The sequence below is a fragment of the Catenulispora sp. MAP12-49 genome (genome assembly GCF_041262705.1).
Lineage (GTDB): Bacteria > Actinomycetota > Actinomycetes > Streptomycetales > Catenulisporaceae > Catenulispora.
This window is the reverse complement of the sequence record NZ_JBGCCP010000054.1, coordinates 1-20,222: the sequence shown is the minus strand read 5'-3', so window position 1 is coordinate 20,222 and position 20,222 is coordinate 1. Positions and strand designations below refer to the sequence as shown.

The 20,222-nt window shown below is 70.8% G+C and carries 17 protein-coding genes; 8 read left to right on the top strand and 9 right to left on the bottom strand.

Annotated features, from left to right (window positions below):
- The first annotated feature begins 31 nt into the window (after nucleotides 1-31).
- The 4 genes from ABIA35_RS46065 to cax all read left to right on the top strand — a co-directional run bounded on the left by ABIA35_RS46065 (nucleotide 32) and on the right by cax (nucleotide 4,220).
- Nucleotides 32-1,819 carry a 3-hydroxyacyl-CoA dehydrogenase family protein gene (locus tag ABIA35_RS46065; RefSeq protein WP_370342562.1) on the top strand — a complete coding sequence of 596 codons (1,788 nt, stop codon included), beginning with the start codon at nucleotides 32-34 and terminating at the stop codon, nucleotides 1,817-1,819.
- Between the two features lie 70 nt (nucleotides 1,820-1,889).
- Nucleotides 1,890-2,210, top strand: a complete 321-nt coding sequence (locus ABIA35_RS46060; protein ID WP_370342561.1) for a hypothetical protein — start codon at nucleotides 1,890-1,892, stop codon at nucleotides 2,208-2,210.
- 127 nt (nucleotides 2,211-2,337) lie between these two features.
- Nucleotides 2,338-3,102, top strand: a complete 765-nt coding sequence (locus tag ABIA35_RS46055) for a class I SAM-dependent methyltransferase (protein ID WP_370342560.1) — start codon at nucleotides 2,338-2,340, stop codon at nucleotides 3,100-3,102.
- A gap of 20 nt (nucleotides 3,103-3,122) precedes the next feature.
- Nucleotides 3,123-4,220, top strand: coding sequence for a calcium/proton exchanger (cax, locus tag ABIA35_RS46050; RefSeq protein ID WP_370342559.1), 1,098 nt, complete (start codon nucleotides 3,123-3,125; stop codon nucleotides 4,218-4,220).
- A 12-nt stretch (nucleotides 4,221-4,232) separates the two neighbouring features.
- Here the strand turns inward: cax and ABIA35_RS46045 are convergent, their stop codons facing one another.
- The 4 genes from ABIA35_RS46045 to ABIA35_RS46030 form a co-directional block, all read right to left on the bottom strand.
- A complete protein-coding gene (locus ABIA35_RS46045) occupies nucleotides 4,233-5,072 on the bottom strand; it encodes an ABC transporter permease subunit (protein WP_370342557.1) in 840 nt (279 codons plus the stop codon).
- Nucleotides 5,069-6,145, bottom strand: a complete 1,077-nt coding sequence (locus ABIA35_RS46040; protein WP_370362232.1) for an ABC transporter ATP-binding protein — start codon at nucleotides 6,143-6,145, stop codon at nucleotides 5,069-5,071. The genes ABIA35_RS46045 and ABIA35_RS46040 overlap by 4 nt, the downstream gene beginning before the upstream one ends.
- 87 nt (nucleotides 6,146-6,232) lie before the next feature.
- On the bottom strand, nucleotides 6,233-7,417 hold the full coding sequence (locus tag ABIA35_RS46035) for an ABC transporter permease (protein WP_370362231.1): 1,185 nt from the start codon (nucleotides 7,415-7,417) through the stop codon (nucleotides 6,233-6,235).
- 1 nt (nucleotide 7,418) lies between these two features.
- Nucleotides 7,419-8,411, bottom strand: a complete 993-nt coding sequence (locus ABIA35_RS46030) for an ABC transporter ATP-binding protein (RefSeq protein WP_370362230.1) — start codon at nucleotides 8,409-8,411, stop codon at nucleotides 7,419-7,421.
- Nucleotides 8,412-8,516: 105 nt separating this feature from the next.
- On the opposite strand from ABIA35_RS46030, the gene ABIA35_RS46025 reads away from it, so the two are divergent.
- Both ABIA35_RS46025 and ABIA35_RS46020 read left to right on the top strand, forming a co-directional pair.
- Nucleotides 8,517-9,257: an alpha/beta hydrolase gene (locus ABIA35_RS46025; protein WP_370362229.1), complete on the top strand. Its 741-nt coding sequence runs from the start codon at nucleotides 8,517-8,519 to the stop codon at nucleotides 9,255-9,257.
- Nucleotides 9,258-9,304: 47 nt separating this feature from the next.
- Nucleotides 9,305-9,679, top strand: coding sequence for a DUF2087 domain-containing protein (locus tag ABIA35_RS46020; RefSeq protein ID WP_370362228.1), 375 nt, complete (start codon nucleotides 9,305-9,307; stop codon nucleotides 9,677-9,679).
- Here the strand turns inward: ABIA35_RS46020 and ABIA35_RS46015 are convergent.
- Complete coding sequence (locus tag ABIA35_RS46015; RefSeq protein ID WP_370362227.1) at nucleotides 9,570-10,799, bottom strand: AI-2E family transporter; 1,230 nt, start codon at nucleotides 10,797-10,799, stop codon at nucleotides 9,570-9,572. The two genes, ABIA35_RS46020 and ABIA35_RS46015, sit on opposite strands and share 110 nt — an antisense overlap.
- A 192-nt stretch (nucleotides 10,800-10,991) precedes the next feature.
- Here ABIA35_RS46015 and ABIA35_RS46010 point away from each other — a divergent pair, with 192 nt between their 5' ends.
- Nucleotides 10,992-11,489, top strand: a complete 498-nt coding sequence (locus tag ABIA35_RS46010) for a SigE family RNA polymerase sigma factor (protein ID WP_370342548.1) — start codon at nucleotides 10,992-10,994, stop codon at nucleotides 11,487-11,489.
- Nucleotides 11,490-11,516: 27 nt separating this feature from the next.
- Nucleotides 11,517-12,446, top strand: coding sequence for a hypothetical protein (locus ABIA35_RS46005; RefSeq protein WP_370362226.1), 930 nt, complete (start codon nucleotides 11,517-11,519; stop codon nucleotides 12,444-12,446).
- 129 nt (nucleotides 12,447-12,575) lie between these two features.
- Here ABIA35_RS46005 and ABIA35_RS46000 read toward each other — a convergent pair whose 3' ends face one another.
- The 4 genes from ABIA35_RS46000 to ABIA35_RS45985 all read right to left on the bottom strand — a co-directional run bounded on the left by ABIA35_RS46000 (nucleotide 12,576) and on the right by ABIA35_RS45985 (nucleotide 20,120).
- On the bottom strand, nucleotides 12,576-13,529 hold the full coding sequence (locus ABIA35_RS46000) for a cellulose-binding protein (protein WP_370342545.1): 954 nt from the start codon (nucleotides 13,527-13,529) through the stop codon (nucleotides 12,576-12,578).
- A 324-nt stretch (nucleotides 13,530-13,853) separates the two neighbouring features.
- Nucleotides 13,854-17,582, bottom strand: a complete 3,729-nt coding sequence (locus tag ABIA35_RS45995; protein WP_370362225.1) for a hypothetical protein — start codon at nucleotides 17,580-17,582, stop codon at nucleotides 13,854-13,856.
- A gap of 268 nt (nucleotides 17,583-17,850) precedes the next feature.
- Nucleotides 17,851-19,200, bottom strand: coding sequence for a crotonyl-CoA carboxylase/reductase (gene ccrA / locus ABIA35_RS45990; protein ID WP_370342543.1), 1,350 nt, complete (start codon nucleotides 19,198-19,200; stop codon nucleotides 17,851-17,853).
- 167 nt (nucleotides 19,201-19,367) lie between these two features.
- On the bottom strand, nucleotides 19,368-20,120 hold the full coding sequence (locus ABIA35_RS45985; RefSeq protein WP_370362224.1) for a GNAT family N-acetyltransferase: 753 nt from the start codon (nucleotides 20,118-20,120) through the stop codon (nucleotides 19,368-19,370).
- Nucleotides 20,121-20,222 lie beyond the last annotated feature (102 nt).

Sequence of the window (20,222 nt, the reverse complement as noted above, 5' to 3'; positions counted from 1 at the left end):
GAGTCACCAAAACTCAAGGAGACGGATACCCATGCCCCGCGAGTTCACCACCATCGGCGTCGTCGGCCTGGGCACCATGGGTGCCGGCATCGCCGAAGTCATGGCCCGCAACGGCATCAAGGTCATCGGCGTCGAGGTCGACGACGCCGGCCTGGCCCGCGGCCGCGGCCACCTGCAGGCCTCCGTGGCGCGCGCGGTCAAGCGCGGAAAGCTGACCGACGCCGAGGCCGCCGAGCTCACCGACCGGATCACCTTCAGCACCAGCCTGGACGACCTGGCCGCGGCCGAGCTGGTCGTGGAGGCCGTGCCGGAGGACCTGGCGCTCAAGCGCTCGGTCTTCCAGCGGCTGGACGCGATCTGTCCCCCCGAGACGGTCCTGGCCACCAACACCTCGGCGCTGTCGGTGACCGAGATCTCGGTGGCCACCGCGCGGCCCTCGCGCGTGGTGGGCGTGCACTTCTTCAACCCGGCGACGGTCATGAAGCTGGCCGAGGTGGTGCGCACCGTGGTCACCGACCCGGAGGTGGTCGACGACGTCGAGGCCCTGGTGCGCCGGCTCGGCAAGGACGACGTCACCTGCGGCGACCGCGCCGGCTTCATCGCCAACGCGCTGCTGTTCGGCTACCTGAACCACGCGGTGTCGATGTACGAGCAGAAGTACGCCACCCGCGAGGACATCGACACCGCCATGAAGCTCGGCTGCGGCCTGCCCATGGGCCCGCTGGCGCTGCTGGACCTGATCGGGATCGACACCGCCTACGAGATCCTGGACACGATGTACAAGCAGGGGCGCGACCGGCTGCACGCCCCGGCGCCGATCCTGAAGCAGATGGCGACCGCGGGCCTGCTCGGCCGCAAGACCGGCCGCGGCTTCTACACGTATGAGAGCTCTGACTCCCCGGTCGTGGTCGACGACGAGCAGACCCCGGCCGCCGGCGGCGCCCGGCACGGCGACCAGGTGCGCCAGGTGCGCCGGATCGCCGTCGTGGGCTCGGGCACGATGGCCAACGGCATCGCGGAGGTCTGCGTCAAGGCCGGGTACGACACCGTGCTGGTGGCCCGGGCCACGGCCAAGGTGGAGGCCGCCCGCGCGGCGATCGGGCGCTCGCTGGAGAAGGCGGTGCAGCGCGGGAAGCTCACCGAGCAGGACCGGGACGCGGCGCTGGCCCGCCTGCACGGCACCGTCGACCTGGCCGAGCTGGCCGAGGCCGACCTGGTGGTCGAGGCGGTCGTGGAGGACGTCGAGGTCAAGCGCGCGCTGTTCGCGAACTTCGACGAGCTGTGCAAGCCCGGCGCCATCCTGGCCACCACGACCTCCTCGCTGCCGGTCATCGAGTGCGCGATGGCCACGCAGCGGCCGGCCGACGTGGTGGGCGTGCACTTCTTCAACCCGGCGCCGGTGATGAAGCTGGTCGAGGTGGTGCGCACCGTGAAGACCGCGGACGACGTGGTCGCCACGGTGCACGCCGTGTGCGCCAAGCTGGGCAAGGTGGCGGTGGACTGCGGCGACCGCGCCGGGTTCATCGTGAACGCGCTGCTGTTCCCGTACCTGAACGACGCGGTGAAGATGCTGGAGGCGCACTACGCCACCAGCGAGGACATCGACACCGCGATGAAGCGCGGCTGCGGCTACCCGATGGGCCCGTTCGAGCTGCTGGACGTGGTGGGCCTGGACGTGTCACTGGCCATCCAGCGGGTGCTGTACCTGGAGTTCCGCGAGCCCGGCTTCGCGCCGGCGCCGCTGCTGGAACACCTGGTGACCGCGGGATACCTGGGACGCAAGGCGGGTCGCGGGTTCCGGGACTACGGGTCCCGCTAGCCGAGACGGTTCCGAGCGGCGCGGTGACCGGGTGGCCGAATGCCGGGCGCGGGCTGATTACCCTGGAGGTATGAGCCCGCGCCGCCGCCCGCCCCGCCGCTCCGACGTCCCCGACGACGAACAGGACGGCGCGAACGCCCGCATGGCCTCCCGGGTCCTGGGTTTCGACCGGATCGAGAACGGACCCGACGGCCGGGACTGGGCCGTGCGTGGGATCCCCGGGCAGGCCGCGCAGAAGGTGTACCGGTGCCCGGGCTGCGAGCAGGAGATCCGGGCCGGGGTGCCGCACATCGTGGCCTGGCCCAAGGAGGACCACGGCGTCGGTGTGCAGGACCGGCGGCACTGGCACACGCCGTGCTGGAACGCGCGGTCGCGGCGCCGGTCCAGGTAGAGGGCCCGCCCGTCTCCCACCACCGCTCGTTAAGGAAACGCTTCGCGTCGCAAGTTTGATTAAAACTCAGGGCACCGACACGCCGCGCTCTTGGCGATCGACGCACCGACCCGCGATCATTTCCGCCATGGACCGCACATTCGAGGATTTGATCGCGGAGGCCGACGCGGTCGACGTCAGCGGCTGGGACTTCTCCTGGCTGGACGGCCGCGCCACCGAGGAGCGCCCGCCGTGGGGCTACCAGCGGCAGATGGGTGAGCGCATCGGCCTGGCGCACCTGCACCTGGACATCCAGACCGGCGGCGGCGAGGTGCTGGCCGGGGTGCCGCAGCGGGCCTCCGGGGCCATGGCCGCCACCGAGGGCTGGCCGCCGAACGTCGCGGTCGCGCAGAAGAACCTGCGGGACAAGGGCGTGGTGGTCGTCTTCGACGAGGACGAGCCGCCGCTGCCCTTCGCCGACAACGCTTTCGACCTGGTCACCAGCCGCCACCCGGTGATGGCGCACTGGCGGGAGATCGCGCGGGTCCTGGCGCCCGGCGGGACCTACTTCTCCCAGCACATCGGCCCGGACAGCGGCCACGAGGTCTACGAGTGGTTCCTGGGCCCCAAGCCGACCGGCAAGAGCTTCCGCGAGCCGGAGCTGGCGCGCCAGGAGGTCGCGAAGAACGGCCTGGAGCTCGTGGGCCTGCAGGAGGCCGAGCTGAAGATGGAGTTCTTCGACGTCGGCGCGATGGTCTACTTCCTGCGCAAGGTGATCTGGTTCGTTCCGGACTTCACCGTCGAGAAGTACCGTGACGACTTGCTGCGGCTGCATGAGCACATCGGCCGCGAGGGGTCTTTCGTGGCGTATTCACGGCGGTTCCTGATCGAGGCGCGCAAGCCCGAAGCCTGAGATCCCTTATAGTCCCCGGCATGACCGCACTCACGGGGGCCTCACGAGTTTTCTCCCGGTCGGACCTGATCCTGTTCGGGCTGACCGGGCTCGCGGTCCTGGGCTCGGCACTGGTGACGTCGGGCTCCCTGCTCCCGTTCCTGGTGACCGGTGTCGCCGTCACCCTGGTGGCGGCGATGGTCGGGCGCGCGGTGGACCACCTCGCCGACCGGCTCGGGGCCGGGGCAGTCGGCGTCCTGCAGGGGGCGCTGGGCAACCTGCCGGAGCTGTTCGTGTCGGTGTTCGCGCTGCGCGCCGGCCTGACCACCGTGGTCAGTTCGGCGATCATCGGCTCGATCATGGCGAACCTGCTGCTGGTGCTGGGCCTGTCGTTCGTGGTGGGCAGCGCGCGGCACGGGATCCTGCGGTTCTCGATCCAGCGGGCGCGGCTGATCATGGGCCTGATGATCCTGTCGGTGGCCTCGATGCTGATCCCCAGCCTGGCCGCCTACATCCACTCCCCGGCGGCCGGGCACGAGGTCGCGCTGGCCCGGGTCACCGCCGTGGTGCTGCTCGCGGTCTTCGCCCTGTCGATCCCGGTGAGCCTGCGCCGCGACCTGGAACCCACCGCGGCCGAGGACGCGGCGGAGGTGAAGCAGGAGCTGGACGCCGACAACCCCTGGCCGCTGTGGGTCGCGATCGGAGTGCTGGTCTGCGCGGCGGCCGGTGCGGCGTACGTGTCCGACCAGTTCGTCAAGGCCCTGACGCCGGCGATGAACGCCCTGCACATCTCGCAGGCGTTCTCCGGCCTGGTGATCGTGGCCCTGGCCGGGAACGCCGTCGAGAACGCGGTCGGGGTGAAGCTGGCCTGGCAGAACCGCACCGACCACGCGCTGTCGGTGGTGCTGAACAGCCCGCTGCAGATCGCCCTGGTGCTGGCGCCGGCGCTGGTCCTGCTCTCGCCGGTGATCGGCGGGCCGGCGTTCACCCTCGTGTTCAACCCGATGCTGGTGACCACGGTCGGGATGGCGACCCTGTCGGTGCTGTATCTGATCTCCGACGGGGAGTCGGACTGGCTGGAGGGCTCTGCGATGATCGGGCTCTACGTCCTGATCGCCGCCGCCTTCTGGTGGGGGTAGGGCGCGCGGCCGCTAGGCGTCGCGCCGTTTCAGCAGCCACCCGGCGACGACCAGCAGGAGCGCGGTCCAGAGCGTGAACACGCCGAATCCCTGCCAGGCGGACAACAGGTCGTTCTTCCCCGGCACCGTCTGGGCGACCAGGTGCCCGGCCTCGGTCGGGAGGTAGGCGTGCACGTGCTTGCCCCACGAGCCCGGCAGCAGCTGGGCCAGCGGTGCCAGCACCTCGACGAACGCGATGACGCCGGTGATGGCGGCCGCGGTCTGCCGCAGCAGGGCGCCGATCGCCAGCGCGAACAGGCCGAGCATCATCAGGTACAGACCCGCGCCGAACAGGGCCCGCAGCACGCCCTTGTCGCCCAGGCTCACCTGCACCTTGCTGTGGATGATCGGGGCCGCGATGAAGAACGCGCCGAAGGCCACGATCTCGCCGATCACGAACGTCACGACGGCGAACACCACGACCTTCGCGGCCAGCATGGGCGTCCGCTTGGGGGCCGCGAGCACCGAGGCGCGGATCATGCCGGTGCTGTACTCGGTCGTGATCACCATGGCGCCCAGGACGCAGATCGCCAGCTGGCCCAGCACGAAGCCGGAGCCCAGGATGTTGCCGGTCGCGTCGCGCCGGTAGGACTCCTGCTGGCTGGGGTCGAGCTTGTCCCACTGGTTCACCTGCAGCCAGGTGAGCAGGGCGGACAGGCCGAGCGTCAGGATCACGAAGGCCAGCAGCGACCACACCGTGGAGCGCACGCTGCGCAGCTTGGTCCATTCCATCGCCAGCAGGCGCGGGAACGCGGCGCCGCCGCGGGCTTCGACCGCGGGGGCCGGGACGGTGTCGGGGGTCGTGGCGGTCATTCGGCGGCCTCGCTCTCGGAAACCGGCGCGGCCGCCGGGACCACGGGTACGTCCTGGGGCGGGACCGGAGCCGGGTCGCGGTGCTGGTCCAGTTCCACGTGGTACTCGACCGCGCCGCGGGTCAGCTCCATGAACGCCTCTTCCAGCGAGGCCCGCTGCGGGGTCAGCTCGTGCAGGACGACGCGGGCCGCGGCGGCCTTCTCGCCGATCTCGGCGGCATCCATGCCGCGCACGATCAGGGCGCCGTCGTCGGCGGTGGTCACGGTCACCGCGCCGTCGGAATCGTCGTCGGAGGCGGGGCTGGAGCCGTTGCCGTTGCCGTTTCCATTGCCGTTTCCGTTGCCCGTGATCGCGTCCCGGGCCAGTTCCTTGGCCAGCTGCGCCGGCTGCGGCGTGCGCACCAGCACCGAGCGTTCCGAGGAGCGCGCGATGAACGCGTCCTTCGACTCGTCGGCGATCAGCCGGCCGCGTCCGATCACCACCAGGTGGTCGGCGGTCTGCGCCATCTCGCTCATCAGGTGGGAGGAGACGAAGATGGTCTTGCCGGCGTCGGCCAGCGACTTCATCAGGTTCCTGATCCACAGCACGCCCTCCGGGTCGAGCCCGTTGACCGGCTCGTCCAGGATCAGCACCTGCGGATCGCCCAGCAGCGCGGCCGCGATGCCCAGGCGCTGGCCCATGCCCAGGGAGAAGCCGCCGGCCCGCTTGCGCGCCACCTCGGTCAGGCCGACCAGGGCCAGGGCCTCGTCGACCCGGGACTTGGGCAGGCCCTGGCTCTGCGCCAGGCACCACAGGTGGTTGTAGGCCGAGCGGCCGGTGTGCACGGCGCGGGCCTCCAGGAGCGCGCCCACCTTGCGCAGCGGTTCGCGCAGGCCCGCGTAGGGGACGCCGCCGATGGTGGCCCGGCCGGAGTGCGGGCGGTCCAGACCCAGGATCAGCCGCATCGTGGTGGACTTGCCGGCGCCGTTCGGGCCCAGGAAGCCGGTGATCCGGCCCGGTTGCACAGCGAACGTCAGATGGTCCACGGCGATCTTGTCGCCGTACCGTTTGGACAGGTCGTGCACTTCGATCACGGCGGGCCCCCTGAAGACAGCACGAGACGGAGCCGGCCTGCGACCGGCTCCGCCTCAGCTTACTGAAAAGGCCTGAAAAAGCAGTCCCTACGCGTCTTTCTTGCGCATGACGATCGCGCCACCGATCACTGCTGCCGCGGCATATGCGGCGAACACCGCGAACCCGGCCCACGGCGAGAGCATGTCGTCCTGCGGCCGGGTCGTGATGATCTGCAGCCCGGCGTTGAACGGGATCCACTTGCTGATGTCGGTGCGCCAGGTGCCCGGCAGGAACTGCACCAGGATGAACAGCACGAACAGCAGGCCCACCGCGGTCGTGATCGCGCCGGCGGTGTGCCGCAGGATCGCGCCGAGCCCGAACGCCAGCAGTGCGGTGCCGGTCATGTACAGGCCCCCGCCGATCACCGCGCGCAGCACGCCGGGGTCGGACAGGCTCACGGTGATGCCGTGCCCGGAATAGATGGCCGTGGCGATGAAGAAGGACACGAACGAGCAGACCAGCCCGACCACCAGCGCCACCGCCGCGACGATCGCGGCCTTGGCCCAGAACAGCGTGCCGCGGCGCGGCTGGCTGGTCAGCGAGGTGCGGATCATGCCGGTGCTGTACTCGGCGGTGATCGCCATCGCGCCGAACACCACGATCACCAGCTGCCCGAAGAACAGACCGGACATGGAGTTCGCGGTGAAGTCGTCATCCGGCGAGGGGTGGCTGGAGGAGCCCAGGGCGATCAGCGAGCCCAGGCCGATGGTGATGACCATGGTGATCAGCAGCGTCCAGAAGGTGGACCGGACGCTGCGGATCTTGGTCCACTCCGACTGCAGCGCGGCGCCGAAGCTCGCCTTGGCCTGCGGGAAGGGGTCGGGGCCGGCGAAGGCGGGCTGCTGGTACTGATTCTGGTGCTGGTTCGGGGCGAAGCCGGGCTGTCCGTACTGACCGGGTCCGGGCTGGCCCTGCTGAGCGGGTATGCCGGGCTGGCCGGCGAAGCCGCCTTGCTGCGGCGGCGGCCCGTAGCCCGCGGCGGCGTTCGGCTGCTGCCCGGCCGCGTATCCCGGCGCCGGCACCTGCTGTGTCGCGAAGTGGTCCTGCGCGGCGGAAGCCGGGCCTGCGTTGGGCTGCTGCCCGGCCGCGTACCCGGGCGCCGGCACCTGCTGCGTCGCGAGGTGGTCCTGCGCGGCGGGCGCGGGGCCTGCGTTCGGCTGCTGCCCGGGCGCGTTTCCCGGCCCCGGCACCTGCTGCGTGGTCATCTGGTCCTGTCCCGAGGGGGTGCTCATCTCAACGGGCTCCGATCATCTGGCCGGGGGCGGCGTACGGGTTCTGCGGCGCGCCGGGGCCGCCCGGGCCGCCGGGGCCCTGCTGGCCGACGCTGACGGCCCGGTACTCCACGTCGTCCTTGGTCATCTCCATGAAGGCCTCTTCCAGCGAGGCCTGGTGCGGCGCGAGTTCGTGCACCCGGATCTGGTTGTCGAAGGCCAGGTCGCCGATCTGCTGGGGGCTGGCGCCGCGGACCGTGATCAGGCCGCCGTCGTCGTTGGTGACGCGCGCGCCCTTGCCGGCCAGCAGTTGCATCAGCTTCATGGCGTCCGGGGTGCGGACGGTGACGGTCTGCTCGGAGTTGCGGGCGATGAACTCCTTCACCGTGCAGTCCGCCTGGAGCCGGCCGCGGCCGATCACGATCAGGTGGTCGGCGGTGTGCTCCATCTCGGACATCAGGTGCGAGGAGACGAAGACCGTGCGGCCCTCGGAGGCCAGCTTGCGCATGAACTCGCGGATCCAGCGGATGCCGTCCGGGTCCAGGCCGTTGACCGGCTCGTCGAACATCAGCACCCGCGGGTCGCCGAGCAGGGCCGCGGCGATCCCCAGCCGCTGGCCCATGCCCAGGGAGAAGCCCCCGGAACGCTTCTTGGCCACCTCGCGCAGGCCGGTCAGCTCCAGCACCTCGTCGACCCGGCGGGCCGGCAGGTGGTTGGACTGCGCCAGGCACAGCAGGTGGTTGTAGGCGGAGCGGCCGCCGTGGATCGCCTTGGCGTCCAGCAATGCGCCGACCTCGCGCATCGGGGCCACGGCCTTGGCATAGGGGCGGCCGTTGACGGTGACCGAGCCGGACGTCGGCGCGTCCAGTCCCAGGATCATCCGCATGGTCGTCGACTTTCCGGCACCGTTGGGTCCGAGGAAGCCGGTCACCACCCCCGGTCGCACGGTGAACGTCAAGCCGTCGACGGCTTTCTTGTCGCCGTACTGCTTGGTGAGCCCTATAGCTTCGATCATGTCCAAGACCGTATCGGGGTTGAGCTCGGCACGTCGTCGCTCTCAAGTCTTTCGTTACCGGCCTCGGTATTAGCCCTTCGTAGGGGGGAGGTACCGTTGATCCCGATGAGCATCGACATCCGCGCCACCACGATCCTGCCGGCCCAGCGGCGTCCGGTGACCCTGACCACCGCCGACGGGCTGGACCTGGTCGGCGAGCTGGCGCTGCCCCCGGAGGGCCGGACGCCGGCCGGGACGCTGGTCACGCTGCATCCGCTGCCCACGCACGGCGGCTTCATGGACAGCCACGTCTACCGCAAGGCGGCCTGGCGGCTGCCGGCGCTGGCGGACCTGGCGGTGCTGCGCTTCAACACCCGCGGCACGGTCTCGCCGGCCGGCCGCAGCCAGGGCGAGTTCGACAACGCCGTGGGGGAGCGCTTCGACGTCCAGGCCGCCATCGAGTTCGCGGACTTCTCGGACCTGCCGAACCGCTGGCTGGTCGGCTGGTCGTTCGGGACCGACCTGGCGCTGATGTACGGCGAGGACCCCACGATCGACGGCCTGATCCTGCTCTCCCCGCCGCTGCGCTACTCGCGCCCGGAAGACATGGACCGCTGGGCGGCCTCCGGCAAGCCGGTGGTGGCGCTGGTGCCGGAGTTCGACGACTACCTGCGTCCGGCCGAGGCCGCCGAGCGGTTCGCCAGGATCCCCCAGGCCGAGGTGATCGGCGTCGAGGGCGCGAAGCACCTGTGGGTGGGGGAGAAGTACGTCCAGCGGGCGCACAACGAGATCGTCAAGCGCGTGAACCCGGCGGCGTATCCGCTGGCCACGACCTGGGACGGCGAGTTCGAGACGTTCGCCGAGTAGCGGATATCCGGTTGGCGCCGACTCGCCCCGCGGCGAGTATCGAAGCCATGGACAAACCACGCCAGGCAGCCGACCGGGGTTCGGGAAGCACCGACCCGCAGATCATCCAGTGTTACAGCCACGGCCGGGTCGTGCAGATGCCGTCGTTGCGCGGCCGCAGCCAGGACCTGCGCGACCGCCTGCTCAAGCACATCGCGGCCCGGGCCTTCGAGCCGGGGCGCGCGTACACCGAGCAGGAGGTCAACGCGGCGCTGATGTCAGTCTTCGACGACTACGTCGCGCTGCGCCGGTACCTGGTCGAGAGCAGGCACCTCAGACGGGATCAGGCTGGACGGGAGTACCGACTTCCGACTCCGACTCCCGATCCGGTTCTGACGCCGACGTCGACTCCGACTCCGACGCCCACGCCGACCCCGGCGTAGGCGGCTGCGAGTCCGGGTCGCGGTCCTGCGCCGGCAGCACGATCTGCCGCACGATCACCAGCAGCCCGGCGGTCAGCGGGATGAACAGCAGCGCGCCGGAGACGCCCAGGATGGTGTAGCCGGCCAGCGCCGCTATCACCGCGACCGCCGGCGGCAGGTCGACGGTGCGCGACATCACGCGCGGGTAGATCAGGTAGTTCTCGAGCTGCTGGTACAGGATGAAGAAGATCAGCGCCGCGAGCGCCTTGACCGGCGAGTCCAGCAGCAGGATCACCGCACAGGCGATGAACGCGCCGAAAGTGGCCCCGATGATGGGGATCAGGTCGGTCAGGCCCACCAGCAGCGCCAGCGGCAGCGCGAACCGGACGCCCATGATCGCCATGGCCAGCCAGCTGGCCAGCGTCGCGCAGGTGGAGACCACCAGCGCCCCCGACACGTACCCGCCGACCCGGTTCAGCACCCGGTCGGTGAGGTCCGCGGCGCGCTCGCGGCGGGAGCGCGGCACCAGCTTGAGGCCGCCGGAGGTCATCGAGGGCAGCGAGCCGAGGAAGTACAGCGTCAGCATCAGGATGGTGAAGGCCTTGAAGACGCTGGTGAGCACTGCCTTGCCGAACCCGAACGCGCCGCCGGCCAGGGTCTTGGTGGTGTCGGCGGTGGTGAACCAGTTCTGCAGCTTGGTGATCAGGTGGTACTTCTTGTCGAGCCTTTGAACCGTGGAGTTCTCCTGGAGCTTCTTCAGCCCGTCGGGAACCCCGTTGTGCACCAGTGACGACGTCTGGTCGGTCAGCGGCTTGGCGATGACGATGATGAACCCGGCGAACAGCGCCAGCGCGGCGAGCGCGACTATCGTCACCGCCCACCGCCGGTGGAACCCGCGCGCGGTGAGCATCTCCACGAACGGGTTGAGCCCGGCGGCCAGCACCAGGGCCATCGTGATCATGACGATGATGTCGACGACGTTGGTGAGCGTCTTGCCCAGGTAGTAGGCGGCCAGCACCCCGAACCCGCCGACCAGGCCGATCGCGAACGGCGGGGTCCGCGTCAGCGCCGGCTTGAGGGCCGAGGACCGTCCAGGCGCACTGCTCTCGGACTCGGCAGGAACCTGATCGGCGGCGGTCATGGGGCGAGTTTAGTTGAGGCGCACGCCGCGGGGGCGGTGGCGCAGCGCCGGAACGGTGCGTGACCGTGGCGCCGCGGCGGGAATTCAGCCGCTGTTCGGCGGGGGTTTCGGCAGGGGGTTCGGCGGGAGTTTCGGCAGCGGGGCAACTTCGGCGCCCGCACCCCGGGTCTGCAAGGTCGGAAGGAGGTGCCGATGAGAGTCGAGGACGAGGCGGAGTTCCGGGAGTACGCCGCCGGCCGGTGGACCTGGCTGGTTCAGGCCGCGGTGCTGCTCACCGGGGATGCGGGCCATGCCGAGGATCTGGCGCAGACGGTCCTGGTGCGGGTGTTCGCTTCGTGGGCGCGGGTGCGCGGGGCGGACAACATGGACGCCTACACCATGCGGATCCTGATCAACCAGAACAAGAACCGCTTCCGTAAGCGGCGGGTTGTGGAGGATCTCACCGCCGCGCCGCCGGAGCGGGGCGGCGGGGATCCGACGTCGCGCGTGGACCAGCGGGCCGGATTGATGGCGGCGCTGGGTTCGCTTCCCAAACGGCAGCGGGAAGTCGTGGTGCTGCGGTACTGGGAGGACTACAGCGAGGCGCAGACCGCGCAGATCCTCGGCTGTTCTGTCGGCACCGTGAAGAGCCAGGCCTCCAAGGCGCTGGCCAAGTTGCGCACGCACGCCTCGGTGCTGGCGGCGCGCTGATCCACCGATTACACAGGAAGGACATCCATGAACGACAACGAAGAGTTCGACGGCTCGGCGCTGCGCGAGCTGCTGTCGCCAGCGGTCGCCGACCGGGGGCTGGCGTCCGCGCCGACCGACGCGATCGTCGCCGCCGGGCGCCGCCGCGTCGTGGGGCGGCGGACGGCGGTGGCCGGCGGGGCGCTGGCGATCGTCGCCGCCGTGCCGCTGGGCGCCTCGGCCATCGCCGCCGGGCCCGGGACGGCCACGCACGCGGCGGGCACGATGCACGATCCGGCCGCCACGCCGACCCGCATCGCGGCGCCGCCGCACTCCGATGCCCCGGCGCACTCCGACGCCCTGGCACAGACCGAGGGCCAGGCACAGACCGAGGGCCAGGCACAGACCGAGGGTCGGACACAGACCGAGGGCCAGGCGCTCGCGAGCCCGCCGCAGTCGAAGCCCGCTGCCGGTGAGAGCCTGCCCGGCAAGCCGATCGTCATCGACTCCGGAACCGTGGAGGGCGTGCCCTGGTCGATGTCCGCGCTGGCCACGCCGGGTAACAATGCCCTGACCGCGAAGGACCAGTGTCTGGGGCTGACCCTCACGGTGAACGGCCACGGCACCTTCATCGACGGGAACCAGGTCTTCTTGCCCTACTGCCTGCCGGTGCAGGACCCCGGGCAGTACCAGTGGGCCATGCAGTACACGTTGCAGTACTACTACGTCGGCGGAAAGGGCACCCTGCAGATGGGCATGGTCCCGGCCGACGTGGCGACGGTCGTCACGCACGTGGACGGCCTCGCCCCGGTCACCACCAAGACCGTGCCCGCGCCGGGCTTCGCCGGCGAGGCGTTCTACTTCGCCTCGATCCCGAAGGACGGCCAGGGCTTCCGCGCATCCTTCGACGAGTACAACGCTCAGGGCGTGAAGACCGGCAGCTTCAACAACTGGACGCCGACCCCGCCCGGGAAGTAGGCCGCCGACGGTGACGCAAAGTGCCCCCGGACCCACCCAGAGGGTCCGGGGGCACGCTCGCGACACGCGGTCAGCCGCCAGAGGATTCCAGACGAAGCGGCCCCGCCGGTCACCGGCGGGGCCGGCGCCTCAGCGCTGCGCCGGGATCGAGGCCTCGTCGGCCTGCTCCAGCTCGTCCTCGGCCTCGTTCAGCGCCGCCAGGGCGTTGACGTTCACCGCGCCGCCGGTCAGCGTGGCCAGCATCTCGCGCACGTTGTGCAGCTGCGCGTTGATGCTGTCGCGGCGGTGGGTCAGCGCCGCCAGCTCGCGCTCGGCCTCGCTGCGGATGCGGTCGGTCTTGCTGCGCGCGTCGGCGATGATGTCGTCGGCCTGGCGCTGCGCGGTCTCGATCGTCGAGCGCGCGCGGCGCTCGGCGTCGGTGCGCATCTTCTCGGCCTCCAGGCGCAGCTGCTCGGCCCGGTTCTCGATCTCGGCCAGCCGCTTCTCGGCCTTGGCCTGGCGCGCGGCCAGGTCCCGCTCGGACTGCTCGCGGCGCTTGGCCAGCTTGGTCTCGAAGTCGGTGGCGGCCGCCGCGGCCTTGGCGCGGGTCTCCTCGAACAGCGCCTCGGCCTCTTCGCGCTTGGTCGCCGCGTCCTTGGCGGCGGTGGCGCGGACCTGGTTGGCGTCGTCCTTGGCCTTGTCGACGATCCGCACGGCCTCCTCGTCCGCCTTGGCCTTGCGGTCCTTGGCGTACTGCTCGGCGTCGGTGCGGACCTTCATCGCGGCCTGGTCGGCCAGCTCGCGGTGCGCGTCGGCGGCGCGGCGGGCCTCCTCGCGCAGGTCCTTGGCCTCCTCCTCGGCCAGGCGCAGGATCTTCTCCACGCGCGCGCCGAGACCGGCGTAGCTGGGCTCGCTGTCGGCCAGCTGCGCCTGCACCGTCTGGTTCTCCAGGTGGAGTTCCTCGATGCGCTTCTCCATGGAGGAAGACCGCGAATGCGCCGCGTCCCGCTCGGCGATCAGCTTGGTGATTCGGTCGTTGACCTGGACCGGGTCGTACCCGCGGCGCACTTGCTCGAAGCCGTGCGGCGAATGCATGTCGCTCATGAGATCCCTGTCGCGATTCACTGGCCCGCGTCGGGCCGGGGGTGAGTGAACAATCTACAAGTGGCGGTGAAGGTGTACCGAGGAGAGGTGGTGTAAGGGGAATCCTGGCATGAATCGCGTCCGGCTTCGACCGGGTGGCGCTTAATCGAACATACGGTTCCGGAATCCCCGCCTCTGACGAGTGTTTCTGATCACGGGCCCACCCGTCTCCCACCACCGCCCGTCATCGAGTCGCTGGCGCTCCGCAAGCCGATTATGGACTGTGGGCACGGACCTGCGGGGTGTCAAGGCGAAGCGGCGGCGTCGGAACGCACACGATGAATCTCAGTCCTCCGACGGCGGCCCGACGGGGACGGAGACCGATGTCGCCAGCGCGTCCAGCACACCGTGCACCCGCGACATCTCGGCCTTGATCTCCTGCTTGCGGACCTCGATCTCCTCGACCTCGCGCTGGGCCTCGGCGCGCAGCTGCTCGGACTCGTCCTTCGCCTTCGACACCAGCTGCTCGGCCAGCTCGCGGGCCTCCGCGACCGTCTCAGCGGCCTGCTTGCGGGCCGTGGCCAGCGCGGTCTCGGCCTCGGAGTTGGCCTGCTCCCGGGTCTCCAGCGCCTTCTTGTCGGCGGCTTCCAGCACGCCGTCCGCGGTCCGCCTTATGCGCTCGACGTCCGCCTTGGCCCCGGTGGTGACGCGCTCGGCGTCGTTCTCCGCGGTGGTGGTGACGCGGGCGGCCTCCTCGCGGGCGGCCGTGAGCAGCCGGTCGACCTCGTTCTCGCTGTCGGCGCGCACCTTGACCGCCTCGGAGCGGGCCATCGCGACCAGCTTGTCGGCGTCCCGGCCGGCGGACTCCAGCTTGCGGCCGGCCTCCTCGCGGGCGTCGCCCCGGATCTTGTCGGCGTCCACCCGCGCCGCCTCGGCGCTGGCCGCCGACTCGTGATGGATGCGCTCGGACTCCGACTTCGCGGCCTTGACCATGGTGTCGGACTTGGTGCGGGCCTCGGCCAGCGAGGCCTCGGCCTCGGCGCGCATCGCGGCGGCGTCGCGGCGGGCCTCGGCACGGACCTGGACCGCCTCCTCGGCGGCCTCCACCCCGAGCACCGCGGCGGCCGCCTCGGCCTCGCCGCGGATCCGCTCGGCGTCGCCGACCTGGCGGTCGGCGGCGGCCTGGGCTTCTTCCACTATCCCGGCGACCTCGGCGCGTACGGCGGCCGCGTAGCGCGTGCCCTCCTCGCCGATCTTGCGCGCCTCGGCCTGCGCGGCCTCCAGCGCCTCGGTGGCCGTGGCCTCGGCCGCCTGCCGGGTCTGCGCGGCATAGGAGTCGGCCTCGGCGCGCGTGACCTCCGCGGCGCGGTCGGAGTCGGCCTTGGTGGTGGCGGCGTACGCCTCGGTCTCGGCGCGCAGCGCGGCCGCGTAGTCGTCCGCGGTGCCGCGCACGATCTCGCCTGCGCGCTCGGAGTCCGCTTTCGTCTTCGCCGAGTACACGTCGGCCGCGGCGCGCGTGGTGTGCGAGTACTTCTCCGCCTCGGCCCGCGTCTCGTCGGAGGCGCGCTCGGCGTCGGCCTTGGTCTGCGCCGCGTAGCCGTCGGCCTCGGCCCGCAGGCCGGTGACGTAGTTGTGGGTCTCGGTCCGCAGCTGTTCGGCGACGTGCTCGGAGTCGGCCTTGGTCTTGGCCGCGTAGGCGTCGGCCTCGGCGCGCACGCCGCCGGACCAGTTCTCGGTGTCGATCCGCAGCTGTTCGGCGAGCTGCTCGGCCTCGGCCTTGGTCTGCGCCGCGTAGCCGTCCGCCTCGGTCCGCAGACCGGCGGAGTAGTTCTCCGCGTCGGCCCGCACGCCGCCGGCCCAGCCCTCGGTCTCGGCCCGCAGCTGCTCGGCGATCTGCTCGGCGTCGCTCTTGGTCTTGGCCGCGTAGGCGTCGGCCTCGCCCCGGACGCCGTCGGCCCAGTTCTCGGTCTCGGCGCGCAGCTGTCCGGCGACGTGCTCGGAGTCGGCCTTGGTCTTGGCCGCGTAGGCGTCGGCCTCGGCACGCACGCCGCCGGACCAGTTCTCGGTGTCGATCCGCAGCTGTTCGGCGACGTGCTCGGCGTCCGACTTCGTCTTGGCGGCGTAGGCGTCCGCCTCGGCCCGCACCCCGGTCGAGTAGTTGTCGGTGTCGATCTGCAGCTTCTCGGAGGCGAGCTCGGAGTCCGCGATCGTCTTCGCCGCGTAGGCGTCGGCGTCGGACCGGGTGCTCTCCGAGTAGGAGTCCGCCTCGCCCCGGGTCTGCGCCGAGTACTGGTCGGCGGCCTGCTGCATCTGCTGGGCGTAGCCGTCGGCGTCCGCGCGGGTCTTGCCGGCCTCGGCGTCGGTCGTGGCCCGGATCTGCCCGGCGTAGGTATCAGCGTCCTGCCGTGTGGTGCGCGCGTACTGCTCGGTGTCGGCGCGCAGCTTCTCGGTCTCGGACTGGACCGCGTTGCGGGTCTTGTCGGCGTAGACGTCGGACTCGGTCCGGGTCTTGGTCGCGTAGGTGTCCGCCTCGCCGCGGGTGTTCTGCGAGTAGTGGTCCGCCTCCGCGCGCGCCTTGGCGGCCTCGGCCTCGGTACGGGCCTGCAGCTCGTCGATCCGCGCCTGGGACTTCTCGCGCAGCCGCTGGAGCTCCTCGCGGGTGGCCTTCTGCATGGCCTCGACACCGGCCTCGGTGTCCACCCGCAGCTGCTCGGCGGACGCGTGCGCGTCGTCGTGCGCCTGCTGCGCCGACGCGTGCAGCTCGCTGGCCTGCGCATGCAGCGCCTCGATCTGGCCGCGCAGCGGGGCCACGTCCTCCTCGGCCGCCACCCGCGTGGCGTCGGCGTCGGAGTGGCCCTGGGCGATGAGCTCCTCGACGGTCCTGGCGACGTGGTCCAGCCGGGAGGCCGCCTGCTCCTCGGCCTCGGCCAGGATCCGCGCGGCGTTGCCGGTGACCTGGTCGGCCTCGGCGCGGGCCTCGGCGCGCATCCGCGCGGCGTCGTTCGCCGCCTCCTGGCGCGCCTGCTGGGCGGCGCCCTCGGTCTCGATGCGCAGCTGGTGCGCCGCGGCTTCGGCGTCCCCGCGCATCCGCATCGCGTCGGCGTTGGCCTCCGCGCGGGTCCGCTCGGCCTGCGACCCGGACTCCATCAGCACCCGGGAGGCCTCGGCGCGCGCGGAGTTCACCGCGGCGTCGGCCTCGGACTTGGCGGTGGCCCGGATCTGGGCCGCGTGCTCCTGGGCCGCGACGGCCTGGCCGCCGGCCGCGGTCAGCATCCGCTCGGCCTCGGCGTTGCCGGCCTCGCGGGTCTTCTCGGCCTCGGCGCGCGCCGAGGTCCGCATGTTCTCGGTCTCCATGCGGACGTGCTCGATGGCCTGCGCGGTCTCCATCGCTATCCGGTCGCGGCCGGCCTCGACCTCGCCCCGGGCCGCCTCGATGATCCGGCCGCGGTGCGCCTCGGTGTCCGAGCGGACCTTCTCGGCCCACGCGGCCATCTCGTTGACCTGAGCCTCGGCCTGCTGGCGCTTCTCGGTCAGCTCCCGGTCCAGCGACTGCCGCCGGTTGCCGACCTCGGTGTGCCACTCGGCTTCCAGCTCCGCGGAGCGGTGCGCGGCCTCCTCCAGCAGGCGCGCGGTCTTGGCGCGCGACTCGCGCAGCTCGCGCTCGGCGGCGGCGCGGACCTGGTCGGCCTGGATCTGGGCGTTGCGGAGCATCTGCTCCACCTGCCCGGAGATGTTGTCGAAGCGCGGCTGGGCGGCCAGGCGGCGCTGCTCGTGCAGCTTGGAGCGCAGGACCTCGATCTGGTAGCGCAGGTCCTCGGTGTCGGTCAGGGCCTCGTCGCGGGCCGTACGGAGCTTGTCGAGCTCCTTCTCCATCTCGGAGAACGTGGCCTCGACGTCGTGCTTGTCGTAGCCGCCGGGCTCGTCGTCCCAGGACTCTCCGTAGGGCGCGCGGGATCGCGGCGGGTATCCGCCGGGTTGCGCGGTGTTGGCGCCGCGTCGCGCGTGGGATCCGCGATCGCCGGCACGATCGCCGTAGCGATCGGTGCTGCGTTCGTCGAGGCGCCCTGGTCCCATGACAGTGAATCGTGTCAGATTTCCGGCCGGATGACACCTAGTCGGGCCGGGGAATGAGTAGAGGTTTTGGATACTACCAGCCCGAAACCGCAGGCCCGGCGACCTCGCCGGGCGGCGGGGGAATCAGAGCCTTGTGGAAGCCTCGCAGGCCCCGGCGGTTTGGTCGCGCTGTGCTGTCCCGCCGCTACTTTCCGTGGCACCGGAATTCGAAAAGCCGAGCGAAGGCACATACCGCCTCCGCCCGGCCGTCCGCTCACGCCGATCCGGTTCAGACGTTGCGGAACCGGTTGATCGCGGGGAGCAGCCGCGCCCGCTTGGCCTCGTCGCGCACTCCGAGCCCTTCCTCGGGGGCCAGGCACAGCACGCCGACCTTGCCCTGGTGCAGGTTCTGGTGGACGTCGTACGCCGCCTGTCCGGTGTCCTCCAGCGCGTAGGACTTGGACAGCGTGGGGTGGATCATCCCCTTGTCGATGAGGCGGTTGGCCTCCCAGGCCTCGCGGTAGTTCGCGAAGTGCGAGCCGATGATGCTCTTGAGGTTCATCCACAGGTAGCGGTTGTCGTAGCTGTGCTGGAAGCCCGAGGTGGACGCGCAGGTGACGATCTTGCCGCCGCGCTTGGCGACATAGACGCTGGCGCCGAAGGTCTCCCGGCCCGGGTGCTCGAAGACGATGTCCGGGTCCTCGCCGCCGGTCAGTTCCCTGATGCGGGCGCCGAAGCGCTGCCACTCCTTGGGGTCCTGCTCCTCGTCGTTCTTCCAGAACCGGTAGCCCTCGGCCTTGCGGTCGATGATGAGCTCGGCGCCCATCGCCCGGCAGATGTCGGCCTTGTCCGGCGAGGAGACCACGCACACCGGGATCGCGCCGCCGTTCAGCGCCATCTGCGTGGCGTAGCTGCCCAGGCCCCCGGAGGCGCCCCAGATCAGCACCACGTCGCCCTGCTTCATCGCCGCGCCGTTCTTGGAGACCAGCTGGCGGTAGGCGGTGGAGTTGACCAGGCCCGGGGAGGCGGCCTCCTCCCAGGTCAGGTGCGCGGGCTTGGGCATCAGCTGGTTGGTCTTCACCAGCGCCAGGTGCGCCAGGCCGCCGAAGTTGGTCTCGAAGCCCCAGATCCGCTGCTGCGGGTCGAGCATGGTGTCGTCGTGGCCCTCGGCGTCCTCCAGCTCGACGCTCAGGCAGTGCGCGACGACCTCGTCGCCCGGCTTCCACTTGTTGACGCCCGGGCCCGTGCGCAGCACCACGCCGGCCAGGTCCGAGCCGATCACGTGGTAGGGCAGGTCGTGGCGGCGGGTGAGTTCGGACACCTTGCCGTAGCGCTTGAGGAAACTGAAGGTGCTGACCGGCTCGAAGATCGAGGTCCACACCGAGTTGTAGTTGATGGCGCTGGCCATCACCGCGACGATGGCCTCGCCCGGGCCCAGCTCCGGCGTCGCCACGTCCTCCACGTGGAGCGAGCGCCGCGGGTCCTTGTCCCGGCTCTCCAGGCCCTTGAACATTTCGGCCTCGTCGGCGTGGACGGTGACCGCGCGGTAGGAGTCGGGAAGCTTCAGGTGCGCGAAGTCCGCGGCCGGGGTGTCCCCGGCTTGGATCGCGGCGAGGATCTCTTGCGTCTCGTGCTGCATCGTCGGCCTCCAAGGGTCGGCGGCGTCGCGGGCCGGTGCTTGCCGTCTGTGAGGGCAGTACGGCAGTCGGCCCTGGGAGTGAGGGCGGGAGCTACTCATTGGTAACTATGGCGCTCCGTCCGCACCCTGGCTAGGTGGGCCTTGTCACAGATTCCGCCGGGTCCCTATCACCCTGCAACATCTTGACTGGAGAGGCGACGTGAGTGATAGCGGTGCGCTGTCGCGTAGCCGAGGGACGTATAGAGCGCAAGCGCGGGAGCGTTCTCTTCCTCGACTTCCAGGTAGGTGTTCTCGGCGCCGTGCTCGCCGGCGAACGCCACCAGGTCCCGCAATACGATCCGCGCCAGTCCGCGGCGCCGTGCGGCTTCCGCGGTGGCGACCGCGGCGATCCCCGCATAGCCGCTTCCGGCGTCAATGGCGACGCGGCCGACAGAGAGGGCATCGCCGTTGTCGGCGCGCACCACGGCAAAGGCGATGAGGGCGTCGCCTGAGGTGAGGATGGACCGGAACTCGGGGATGCCGTGGCCGCGGCGATAGGCGTGGAAGTAGTCCTCGGGGAGTTCTGTAGTGACTTTCGCTGCATGGTGGGGGTCCGAAGAACTCCTAAGGGCTTCCAACGCGGGTGCCAACGGAGCGGATTGACGCAAAGCGGGACGCTCGGTTTCCAGATGGCCCAGTTCGACAAGCGCTTGGTCCAGAGGACTGCCGTCGACGGTCTGTACCCGTGCGGGCAGTCCGCGCTCTACGTACCATTCCCGGACCGCTTCCAGAGTTCGGTCGAGCGGCATTCCGGAATCCCCTATAGGGATCGCTGAGTTGGCGCGCGAGGTGTGGCCGCCGGCGGCACGCAATTCCCAGCCGCCTATATAAGCGCGTTCTGTGTAGCCCCATCCTGTCGCCGCGATCGTTTGGAGATCCATGCGCGGAGGCTAGTGCAGCGCCGCATTGATCCTTCGGGGGTCATGCGGCTTTGAGTGGGCTGCCGTCGTAGGTCCAGCGGTAGGGCTTGGCGTCGTGTTCGT

Bases quoted from the DNA above. Each gene is read 5' to 3' on its own strand.
- ABIA35_RS46015 (WP_370362227.1), bottom strand. From the start codon at position 10,799: ATGACCGCCGCCGATCAGGTTCCTGCCGAGTCCGAGAGCAGTGCGCCT.
- ccrA (WP_370342543.1), bottom strand. From the start codon at position 19,200: ATGCAGCACGAGACGCAAGAGATCCTCGCCGCGATCCAAGCCGGGGAC.
- ABIA35_RS46025 (WP_370362229.1), top strand. From the start codon at position 8,517: ATGAGCATCGACATCCGCGCCACCACGATCCTGCCGGCCCAGCGGCGT.
- cax (WP_370342559.1), top strand. From the start codon at position 3,123: ATGACCGCACTCACGGGGGCCTCACGAGTTTTCTCCCGGTCGGACCTG.
- ABIA35_RS46065 (WP_370342562.1), top strand. From the start codon at position 32: ATGCCCCGCGAGTTCACCACCATCGGCGTCGTCGGCCTGGGCACCATG.
- ABIA35_RS46035 (WP_370362231.1), bottom strand. From the start codon at position 7,417: ATGAGCACCCCCTCGGGACAGGACCAGATGACCACGCAGCAGGTGCCG.
- ABIA35_RS46005 (WP_370362226.1), top strand. From the start codon at position 11,517: ATGAACGACAACGAAGAGTTCGACGGCTCGGCGCTGCGCGAGCTGCTG.
- ABIA35_RS45995 (WP_370362225.1), bottom strand. From the start codon at position 17,582: ATGGGACCAGGGCGCCTCGACGAACGCAGCACCGATCGCTACGGCGAT.
- ABIA35_RS45985 (WP_370362224.1), bottom strand. From the start codon at position 20,120: ATGGATCTCCAAACGATCGCGGCGACAGGATGGGGCTACACAGAACGC.
- ABIA35_RS46030 (WP_370362230.1), bottom strand. From the start codon at position 8,411: ATGATCGAAGCTATAGGGCTCACCAAGCAGTACGGCGACAAGAAAGCC.
- ABIA35_RS46000 (WP_370342545.1), bottom strand. From the start codon at position 13,529: ATGAGCGACATGCATTCGCCGCACGGCTTCGAGCAAGTGCGCCGCGGG.
- ABIA35_RS46010 (WP_370342548.1), top strand. From the start codon at position 10,992: ATGAGAGTCGAGGACGAGGCGGAGTTCCGGGAGTACGCCGCCGGCCGG.
- ABIA35_RS46045 (WP_370342557.1), bottom strand. From the start codon at position 5,072: ATGACCGCCACGACCCCCGACACCGTCCCGGCCCCCGCGGTCGAAGCC.
- ABIA35_RS46055 (WP_370342560.1), top strand. From the start codon at position 2,338: ATGGACCGCACATTCGAGGATTTGATCGCGGAGGCCGACGCGGTCGAC.
- ABIA35_RS46020 (WP_370362228.1), top strand. From the start codon at position 9,305: ATGGACAAACCACGCCAGGCAGCCGACCGGGGTTCGGGAAGCACCGAC.
- ABIA35_RS46060 (WP_370342561.1), top strand. From the start codon at position 1,890: ATGAGCCCGCGCCGCCGCCCGCCCCGCCGCTCCGACGTCCCCGACGAC.